This window comes from Nodularia chucula CCY0103, assembly GCF_963923915.1.
Classification (GTDB): Bacteria; Cyanobacteriota; Cyanobacteriia; order Cyanobacteriales; family Nostocaceae; genus Nodularia; species Nodularia chucula.
This window is the reverse complement of sequence record NZ_CAWUOL010000130.1, coordinates 1-9,731: the sequence shown is the minus strand read 5'-3', so window position 1 is coordinate 9,731 and position 9,731 is coordinate 1. Positions and strand designations below refer to the sequence as shown.

General features: G+C 40.6%; 6 protein-coding genes and 2 pseudogenes. 5 read left to right on the top strand and 3 right to left on the bottom strand.

All coding sequences use genetic code 11. The features are described 5' to 3' along the window. Positions 1-398 precede the first annotated feature (398 nt). Positions 399-542 (top strand): annotated as a pseudogene (locus ACM0OP_RS22595) (IS982 family transposase); the annotation flags it as partial. 52 nt (positions 543-594) lie between these two features. On the opposite strand, the pseudogene ACM0OP_RS22590 reads toward ACM0OP_RS22595, so the two are convergent. Continuing rightward, positions 595-996 (bottom strand): annotated as a pseudogene (locus ACM0OP_RS22590) (Uma2 family endonuclease); the annotation flags it as partial. A 226-nt stretch (positions 997-1,222) separates the two neighbouring features. On the opposite strand from ACM0OP_RS22590, the gene ACM0OP_RS22585 reads away from it, so the two are divergent. Beyond that, on the top strand, positions 1,223-2,143 hold the full coding sequence (locus ACM0OP_RS22585) for an alpha/beta fold hydrolase (RefSeq protein ID WP_414530659.1): 921 nt from the start codon (positions 1,223-1,225) through the stop codon (positions 2,141-2,143). Between the two features lie 64 nt (positions 2,144-2,207). Here the strand turns inward: ACM0OP_RS22585 and ACM0OP_RS22580 are convergent, their stop codons facing one another. Beyond that, the gene (locus tag ACM0OP_RS22580; protein WP_414530658.1) at positions 2,208-2,588 is read right to left on the bottom strand and encodes a phospholipid-binding protein; all 381 of its coding nucleotides are present in this window, start codon (positions 2,586-2,588) and stop codon (positions 2,208-2,210) included. A gap of 468 nt (positions 2,589-3,056) precedes the next feature. On the opposite strand from ACM0OP_RS22580, the gene ilvN reads away from it, so the two are divergent. After that, entirely contained in the window at positions 3,057-3,575 is a 519-nt protein-coding gene (gene ilvN, locus ACM0OP_RS22575) for an acetolactate synthase small subunit (protein WP_414530657.1), read from the top strand. A 171-nt stretch (positions 3,576-3,746) separates the two neighbouring features. Here the strand turns inward: ilvN and ACM0OP_RS22570 are convergent, their stop codons facing one another. Further along, positions 3,747-3,926 carry a hypothetical protein gene (locus ACM0OP_RS22570; RefSeq protein ID WP_414530656.1) on the bottom strand — a complete coding sequence of 60 codons (180 nt, stop codon included), beginning with the start codon at positions 3,924-3,926 and terminating at the stop codon, positions 3,747-3,749. 955 nt (positions 3,927-4,881) lie between these two features. Here ACM0OP_RS22570 and ACM0OP_RS22565 point away from each other — a divergent pair. Then, positions 4,882-7,959, top strand: coding sequence for a peptidase domain-containing ABC transporter (locus tag ACM0OP_RS22565; RefSeq protein ID WP_414530655.1), 3,078 nt, complete (start codon positions 4,882-4,884; stop codon positions 7,957-7,959). A gap of 134 nt (positions 7,960-8,093) precedes the next feature. Next, entirely contained in the window at positions 8,094-9,638 is a 1,545-nt protein-coding gene (locus ACM0OP_RS22560; RefSeq protein WP_414530654.1) for an HlyD family efflux transporter periplasmic adaptor subunit, read from the top strand. The last annotated feature ends 93 nt before the right edge of the window (positions 9,639-9,731 follow it).

The following is a 9,731-nucleotide window of genomic DNA, read 5'->3' as shown; positions in this document are numbered from 1 at the left end:
ATATTTTGGGTTATTTTTATCACCTCTTTCTTAACATTCAACACTTCTGCAATTAGCCACTTAATTCTTCTCTACATTAATTTAATTAATATCAAATTTAGGAGCTAATCTGTTTGATTTATAGCTCTATTTTACTATGTCTATAATTTCGTTTTTTACTTCAATTTATTAGTCTCACTTATAGTATCTATCTTAAATATCTTCATTTATTTATCTGTTTCTCCCTCTAGGTGGTGTTCATTCTTGTTGCTCCTTATTGAGAATGGGTTTTGATGCCATTTTTGTTGTTTTTCTTTTTCGCCAATGTATTTTTTCGCTAATATGTGATTTTTTAGCCTCATTTTTCTTTCTTGTTTCCGTAATTTCCCTGTGTGACAGCTAAGGGTGCGGAATGTGGGATCGAACACTCTCGTCACCGTAGTCCATTTAACTTTTTGGTTAACTTGATGGCTGGTTTAGCCGCTTACACCTATTTGCCCAAAAAACCTTCCATTGATATTTACCCAAAAGATTTGCCTGCTCTACCTCCTGCCATTTTTTAGTTCCGTCGAACTCACGTTAACCAACCCATTTGAGTACCATAATTAAGACAGTTTGAGTACCATAATTAAGACAGTGAAGTATGTTTTTGGTGACTTTTGTTTGGCTTTGATATGGGGAGAGAATTTCAATAGTCCAATCAGGTGCTGTGGGAAAAGTATTAGCAACTTCACCCTTTTGGTCACGGGGAATGTTATTGCAAGTAAACACAGAGATATCTGGAACAGTGGAACGTCCACCGAATGTGCAGCGTAATTCTGAAAATGCTCGTGCAATTTTCTGAGGTTTGAGAATTACATTGATGGTAGTGGATAACTCTGTTTGAATTGTGCTGTGTTTTCCCTGTGGCATTGGCTTCTGAACAATTTGCCCATCAATGTACTCGCTGGCTGGTTTAGTTTCTGGCAGCTGTAAAAATTCCTCTAAAGTTATCGGTTTAGATGGAGATTGTACCATTGGGACTTTTGCTCACAGGAGTTTCCATAGGTGTTGTTCAAATTCTAGGACATGAGGAAGTGTGCTAACAAGCTATGGAGTAAGATCAAATAATACACTTCATACACCTTGGACAATGGGGGACAGCCGGATATTAATCCCACAAGAGTTTTATTATTAATTCAGTAAATCTATCTACTGGGAACTGGCTGTATTTAGGGGTGGGGTTTAAAAAGGGAAGGCAGACATGACTACTACAGTAAACTGGCAAGAACGAGTTGGTAATCAAAGAGATTGGGTGTGGCGAGGCTGGCAAACTCGTTATACTTATATTCGACCTAGCCAACATAAATCAACTACACCGTTAATTTTGCTACATGGTTTTGGTGCTTCCATTGGACATTGGCGGCATAATTTAGCAGTCTTAGGCGAACACCATACTGTTTACGCCCTAGATATGCTGGGTTTCGGAGCCTCTAGAAAAGCACCAGCTAATTACAGTATAGAACTTTGGGTAGAGCAGGTATATGAATTTTGGCAAGCCTTTATTCGGGAACCAGTGATATTAGTTGGTAATTCCAACGGTTCACTCATTTCTTTAGCGGCTGCGGCTGCTCATCCAGAAATGGTTAAGGGTATAGTAATGATGAGTTTACCAGATCCATCTCTAGAACAAGAAGCTATACCAACCTTTCTGCGCCCTGTGGTGATGGGAATTAAAAAATTAGTAGCTTCGCCGTTGATTCTTAAACCTCTATTTAGTATCGTGCGCCGACCTAACTTTGTGCGTCGTTGGGCTAGTTTGGCTTATGCTAATCCGGAAGCCATTACTGATGAATTGGTAGATATTTTAACAGGGCCACCGCAGGATAGGGGTTCAGCCCGTGCTTTTAGTGCCTTGTTTCGAGCTGCGATCGCAGTTAACTTTAGTCCTAGTGTCAAAGCTATTTTACCCACTGTCACAGTACCAATGCTACTAATTTGGGGGCAAAAGGACAAATTCGTCCCGCCTGCACTTGCACAGAGATTTACTCAATACAACCAGCAGCTAGAACTTCTCAACTTAGAAGATGTCGGCCATTGCCCCCATGATGAATGTCCAGAAATTATTAATCAAGTGATTCTAGATTGGATTAACAGAAACAATCACAATCAAATCACCAATTAACAAAATTCTCGTAGTCTCGTAATTATGTTCCCGTAGCATTTCCGAGGAAAAGAGTAATTACGAATTACCCAATACTCACTTCGTCAGTATTAACACCTTTAGCACCATTGACCGCAGCCGCTACTGCAATCATCTTATTCAGGATAGCCTCAGTGGGAACTTTTCCTTTCAATACCACCATACCGCCAGTTTGAGCCACCCAGAGAGTCTCAATATCTGTTAACTCGGAATGTTCATCAAAAGCCAATGCAACCCGTTTGGCTAAACCACTTTGGTCATATTCTCCATTTAGTCCCAACCGTTCTGGTGCAATTGTTTCTGTAGTAGCAGGAGCAGCAGTGGGTGTACTTGGTTGAGGCGCACTTGCTGGTGCTGCTTGTGGCTGAGGATTTACTTGGGCATTTTTTGGTTTATCAAGTCCAAAAATTCTTTTTAACCAACTCATAACAGTTTTGCTCCGATTTTTGCTTAGGTATCTCTGACATCTGAATGTTACCAGATCAACAAATTCTAGTCATCTACCGGGGGAGTGGGAACTGGCTATAGAGGTTATCAGTTAAGTGAGATATGAGAACCCCACCCCCAACCCCCTCCCCGCAAGCGAGGAGAGCGCTATGATGTACTTCATTGAAGTGCATAACTGCTATATCATTTGGGTGATATTTCCGAAGAAAAAAATTAAGAGTGCAAGTATTCCGGGGAAAATATGGTATTATTTTTGCTATTGCTAAAGCGTGTCAGAGATCAAAAGCTATTAGTTTGCTAGTTCTCAGAACTAGATTTCTGTACTCAGAATATTCCGATGGGAAGCAAGAATCCCCTGATACTCGTGAAAATATGCGATCGCACATTTGTTACAGTGGGGGGAATGTCAAATTAGTTAAGATGCTTGCCTGAGCTTCTGTTGGCAAAGATGAAACATACCCTTTCAGTATTGGTAGAAGATGAGGCGGGGGTTCTATCCCGTATCTCCAGTTTATTTGCGCGTCGAGGCTTTAACATAGAAAGCCTCGCAGTTGGTCCAGCAGAGCAAGGAGGAGTTTCGCGCATTACGATGATTGTACCTGGAGACGATCGCGTGATTGAGCAACTCACCAAGCAACTGTATAAATTGGTCAACGTCCTCAAAGTACAAGATATCACCGAAACTCCTTGTGTAGAAAGAGAGTTGATGCTTTTGAAAGTGAGTGCTACCAGCAGCAATCGTTCAGAAGTAGTGGAATTAGCGCAAATCTTTCGGGCGCGAGTGGTAGATGTCGCGGAAGATTCCCTGACTTTAGAAGTTGTGGGAGATCCTGGTAAAATGGTGGCGATCGTCCAAGTATTACAAAAATTTGGTCTGAAAGAAATCGCCCGCACCGGCAAAATAGCCCTGACGCGTGAGTCTGGTGTAAATACTGAATTGCTCAAGTCTTTAGAAGCCAAAGTCTAACCTGAAAACTCCCGTTTCTTAAAGTGACGGGATTCCTACTCCTGGGCGAAAAAATTACCGCAAAACCAACAATAAACCCCACCCTTCAGCCGAGTTGTTTTATTCCACAAGGGTAAGAAGTTATGACGCAATGCGTTTATCATGCAAGGGTTGAGGCTTATTTCTTCTCGTTTATGGCAATTGGTCAGCATATTTTTTTAACCAAATCTGCAAAGCATTTTCATCAATCTCCCCAGATGCTAAACTCTCCATCACTAGAACTATTTCCAGCTCCGGTGCATTGAAACTATAAGCATTCAACCCCAAAAAAACATACATTGCCATAAAAGCTGTACGCTTATTACCATCCACAAAGGGATGATTTTTACCAAAGCAAAACCATAAGCCGCCGCCAATTCCCAGAGCGAAACCTCCGGCTGATCAGATATATTTTCTGGTGATTAAAACCTTGATTGCGTAACAGCTTATAAATTAAATCATGACTTACGCAAAATCAGGAATAAACAAACCACATAAAGCCTTCGGCATAGCTTCGCTTACCGCGCAGCGTATGCCCCCCGCTAGCACACTAAGGACACTAAATTAAGAAGGATTCAGTGGTTACTACGATGCCCTGAGTTTGCCGAAGTAAGAGTTATTGCGTAAGTTCTATTAATATCAATATGTCTAAGTAGCATTTAACCAGAAATCTAGTTTTCCTCTTCGCTAGTGGGGTGAGGTAGAAATAATATATTAATCATAACTTTTGCCATCATGGCGTGACATAAAGACTAAAAACCTGCTACAAAATTAGTGGTTAGTTATCAAGATGATCACAAATATGATATTAAAAAATATCATATTAATAATTACTGCTATAACTGGGTATTGGGAACACAAATGACAAGAAGTCACGAGGATTTCAGTGGTCACTGCGATGCCCTGAGCTTGCCGAAGTGATAGTTATTGCGTAAGTCCTAAAAGTAAATAATGAATAAAGTAGAGCTTTAAAGTTAAATGTATACCAACCGCCAAGGAGGTTAGAACATAAGACATTGCCCTTAAGGGCGGGGTTTATAAAACCGAGACACCAAAAGGGTCTTAACCCAGTCCCCACTCCCCAACTATACCAAGTTTTTATTTACCCCAAATCAGGTTTTGACAATTCATATCATGTCCGTTTTTGATTTCTGTTGGCGTTGTCAGCGCAAAGCGCTGACAACTTAAAAAGCTGTTTTTACTGTTTACTTCCCAGCTACGGCTATAACAAGTAAGTTCAAAAATCAAAGCGGATGACTATGGCGATATTTGTTTTGGAGGTTAGGTAATGACACAGGTATTTTTTCCGCAACATTTAAGTGCCAAAATTACAGATACTTTAGGCGCAACGTTATTAGAACCAGAATTGCAAAAGTGTTTAGCATCTATAGAATTTGTAGACCCAGCAGTAGCAAAGCAGTTCTGGAAATCCGCAGAAATGAACGCGGGTATTTATATTATTCTTGCAGGTAAAGTCAGATTATCAGATAGTAATGATGATTTAATTACTACTCTTTCCGCTTCATCTTCATTTGGTGAAATGACTTTATTTCCAGAGGAAAACTTTAGTCATTATACCGCGAGAGCTTCGACAAATTTAGAACTGGGATATCTCAGACAAGAGGTATTGCAAGGGTTAATGGATAAGTATCCTCAAATCCGCGATCGCCTGTTCTATAATGCAGAGATTTGGGATTTAATGCTGTTATGTCGGAAAAATTCCCAATTTCCTAGACACACAGCCCAAGTCCCTGGGATAATCAAGGCTTTATCTCTATTTGAACGACATCATTTACAGCCAGATACTGTCAATACACAATTTCCCAACTCCCAATTATGGCTGTTGTACAAAGGTGAAATCCGCCATGGGGTGAGTGAATCTTTAACACCAGGAATCATCTCGGCTGCACCAAAACCAGGAGATTGGCAGGTGATACAGCCGACAATTGCTTACATCCTCAATCAAGCTAATTGGCAAATAGCACTGGAACACTGTCAGGAATTAGCGTCCTTTGCACCGCACCGCGAGCAAACTAATGTAGAGACGGGAAAAAGAATTGGTTCTTCCCCATCCCGAAAACCTCGCCAAAAGTCCATCGCTAAAATTATTCCCTTTCCCCAGCGAGAATCAGAAGTACCACCACAGAAGAAAAACGCCCTACCCTACTTTCCTACTCCGAAAGTCAGAATCGGACATTGGTGGCAATATTTGAGCAAACGCTATCCTTTTTACGCTCAACAAAGCGCCTCAGATTGTGGTTGTGCTTGCTTGGTGATGATTGGTAACTATTGGGGTAAACGCTTGAGTGTAAATCGCTTGCGGGAAATGACCAATGTCAGCCGCAGTGGTGCATCTTTACGAGCCATAGCCAGCGCCGCCGAAAACTTGGGTTTTGCCAGTCGTCCGGTGAAGGCTACTTTTGATAAATTAGCAGAACAATCTCTACCGGCGATCGCACATTGGGAAGGAAATCATTTTATTGTTGTTTATGCAATCACTAAAAAACAAGTAATTGTCTGTGATCCCGCCATCGGTCAACGTAAACTAACAAAAAGGGAATTTAATCAGGGTTGGACTGGTTATGCTTTATTACTCCAACCTACAGCCTTACTGCAAGAAACCAAAGACGAAAAAACCAACGTTTGGAAGTTTTTTGAGTTAGTCAAACCCCACTCTTGGGTACTCTTAGAAATCTTCATAGCCAGTATCATCATTCAATTATTTGGCTTAGTTACACCAGTATTCACCCAGTTATTACTAGATAGAGTCTTAGTACAGCGCAGCATTCCCACCTTAAACGCCGTAGGTATTGGAATGATTGTATTTGGGTTATTTGGTATTGCTATGAATGGAGTCCGGCAATATCTTTTAGACCACACAGCCAACCGTGTGAGCATTTCCCTTCTGGTCGGTTTTATTCAACATACCTTGCGTTTACCTCTAGCTTATTTTGAGTCCCGTTATGTCGGAGATATTGTTTCTCGGATTCAAGAAAACCAAAAAATTCAACGCTTCCTCACTGGCGAAACCCTCTCCATCATCCTAGATATGCTGACATTAGTAGTTTATCTAGCCATGATGTTTTGGTATAGCTGGCGTATGGCTTTATTTGTCTTGGTGACAGTACCGCCATTTTTTATTTTGGCATTGGCTAGTACCAACATTTTACGCCGCATTTCTAGAGAGATTTTTAATGCTGGCGCTAAAGAAAATAGTTATCTGATTGAATCTCTCACCGGAATACGGACAGTGCGATCATTGGGCATTGAACAGACAGTACGCTGGCGTTGGGAAGAACTGCTACATGATTTAGTTAAAAAAGGTTTTAATGCCCAAATCATTGGAAATCGGCTACAAATTATTAGTGGCACGATTAATACCTTTGTTAATGCTTCTTTGATGTGGTTTGGGGCATGGCAAGTGATTCAAGGAGAACTTACAATTGGGCAATTGGTAGCTTTTAATATGTTGGTAGGTAACGTTTTGAGTCCCTTTCAAAGACTATCAACCTTGTGGAATGAGTTGCAGGAAATTATTATTTCCACTGAACGGATTAATGATGTATTGGAAGCAGCACCAGAAGAAGATTTGCAAAAGAAACCCCGTAAGCCTTTAGGGAGATTGTGCGGACAGATATGCTTTGAAAATGTTACATTTCGCTATCATCCAGAAACTGAAACTAACATCCTGGAAAATATTACTTTAGAAATTCAACCTGATCAAATGGTCGCAGTAGTAGGGCGCAGTGGTTCGGGAAAAACTACATTGAGTAAGTTAATTTTGGGTTTATATCCACCCACAGATGGAAAGGTGCTGATTGACGGTTGTGATATCACTAATATTACGTTGCAATCGTTGCGATCGCAAGTCGGTGTAGTTGATCAAGATACCTTTTTGTTTGGTAGTACCATCCGAGAAAATATCTGCATCGCTCATCCAGACGCTACTTTAGAAGAAATTATTCAAGCCGCAGAATTAGCAGGTGCAGATGAATTTATTCAAAAACTACCAATGGGTTACGAATCCCAAATTGGTGAAGGTGGCGGAATGCTTTCTGGTGGACAACGCCAACGTCTAGCCATTGCTAGAGCCTTACTCGGTAATCCGCGATTATTGCTATTTGATGAAGCCACCAGTCACCTAGACTCAGAATCAGAAACCATTATTCAAAACAACCTCAAAACCATACTCCAAGGACGTACTAGCGTAATTATTGCCCATCGTTTATCTACAGTCCGCAATGCAGATTTAATTCTGGTATTAGATCGCGGAATTTTAGTAGAAAGCGGTACTCATGACGAATTAATTGCCAAAAAAGGACATTATTACTATCTCAATTCCCAACAAATGAATCACGCAGTTTAACACAGTTAATAATTAAAGGATCAAGGAAATTATTCCTAATTACATGAAAGATTTTGGGGTATTTTTCTAAAAAAGTTCTTTAATTACGAATTACGTTAGCGAAGCGGGGCGTAGCCCATTACAAATTACAAATTATGCCTTATACCTCTCCTAATTCCTCATCGGCACTTCAGAAAGATGACTATAAAATTTATATTCATCCCGATGAAAAAAGCATTGAATTAAAAGAACAAGCCCCAGAAAATAAAACCCCTGATTTGTATTATGGAACCGAGGAACTACTGGACGCTTTACCAAAGCTCTGGACTCGTGGTGTATTATATGTGCTGGTGGGTTTTGCTGTCATTGTCTTACCTTGGGCAACACTCTCGAAGGTAGATGAAACAGGCAGTGCTAGAGGACGGATAGAACCTCAAGGTGCAACACAAAAATTAGATTCCCCAGCCGGAGGGAGCGTTAAATTTGTCCAAGTTAAAGCAGGTGATACTGTGAAAGCGGGGCAGGTTTTACTAGAACTTGATTCTGATATTTTGCAGACAGAACTTCAGCAAGCTGAGGCTAAGATTTTTGGACTAATTAACCAACAAACACAGTTAAATATCCTCAAAAATCAACTACAGTCAACCCTGAATATTCAGGAACAACAAAACCAATCTCAAGCCCTAGAAAAGATTTCTCAAGTCAATCAGTCCAAGCAAAACCTGAGTGTTAAACAAATTACTTATGACCTACAAAATTTAGAAAGAGAGGCATTACTCAATCAGGTAAAACAGCAAATTCGGATTACCGAAAATGACAAGAGTGCCTCTGAAGCTCGTTTAAGTATAGATTCTCGGCAGGTGGCACGTTTTCAGCAACTTGTTAATGATGGTGCGGTTGCTCTGAATCAAGTTGACCAATTGAAAAAAGAAGAACAAGAAAGCCGCCGCATTTACCAAAGAGCGGAAGCAGATGTCATACAGGCAGAATTACGCTTGGCGGAAGAGACGAACCGCTATGAATCGATCATGAATCAGTTACAGTCTGATATCACACAAGCACGTCTGCAATTAGAAGGGGAAGAAAATAGTTATCAGAGTTTATTACAAGCTGGTAAGTTAGCAGTTCTTAGACAAGAGGAACAACTCAAAGATATAGAAAGGCAAATTGCGGCCATAGAATCGGAAATTACCCAAACTAGGAGCCAAATTACAGCCATTAAATTGCAAATAGAACAACGTGTAGTGCGATCGCCTATTGATGGCATAATTTTTGAATTACCTGTGACTAAGGCGGGAGAGGTAGTACAACCCGGTCAGAGAATCGCTCACATTGCACCCCAAGATAGTGAAGTTATCCTCAAAGCCCAGATACCGATTCAAGAAAGCGGCTTTTTGCAAGTGGGAATGCCTGTTAAAATCAAGTTTGATGCCTTCCCCTTTCAGGAACACGGTATTGTTCAAGGTGAATTGACTTGGATTTCACCAGATTCTCAGGTTAACCAGACACCCCAAGGAAACCTAGAAACCTTTGAATTAGAAATCGCCATAGAGCAAAGATATATTCCCAATGGCGATCAACCTATTCTTTTAACACCTGGTCAAACCGCAAATGCAGAGGTGATTGTCCGTCAACGCCGAGTAATTGATTTTATTTTAGACCCGTTTAAGAGACTGCAAAAAAACGGTTTAGAGCTTTAGTTATAGCAACCGCCAAGGACGTTAGGACATAAACTGATCCAGAAGTGTTGAATGTTAAGAAAGAGGTGATAAAAATAACCCAAAATATGGTAA

Bases quoted from the DNA above. Each gene is read 5' to 3' on its own strand.
- ACM0OP_RS22585 (WP_414530659.1), top strand. From the start codon at position 1,223: ATGACTACTACAGTAAACTGGCAAGAACGAGTTGGTAATCAAAGAGAT.
- ACM0OP_RS22580 (WP_414530658.1), bottom strand. From the start codon at position 2,588: ATGAGTTGGTTAAAAAGAATTTTTGGACTTGATAAACCAAAAAATGCC.
- ilvN (WP_414530657.1), top strand. From the start codon at position 3,057: ATGAAACATACCCTTTCAGTATTGGTAGAAGATGAGGCGGGGGTTCTA.
- ACM0OP_RS22565 (WP_414530655.1), top strand. From the start codon at position 4,882: ATGACACAGGTATTTTTTCCGCAACATTTAAGTGCCAAAATTACAGAT.
- ACM0OP_RS22560 (WP_414530654.1), top strand. From the start codon at position 8,094: ATGCCTTATACCTCTCCTAATTCCTCATCGGCACTTCAGAAAGATGAC.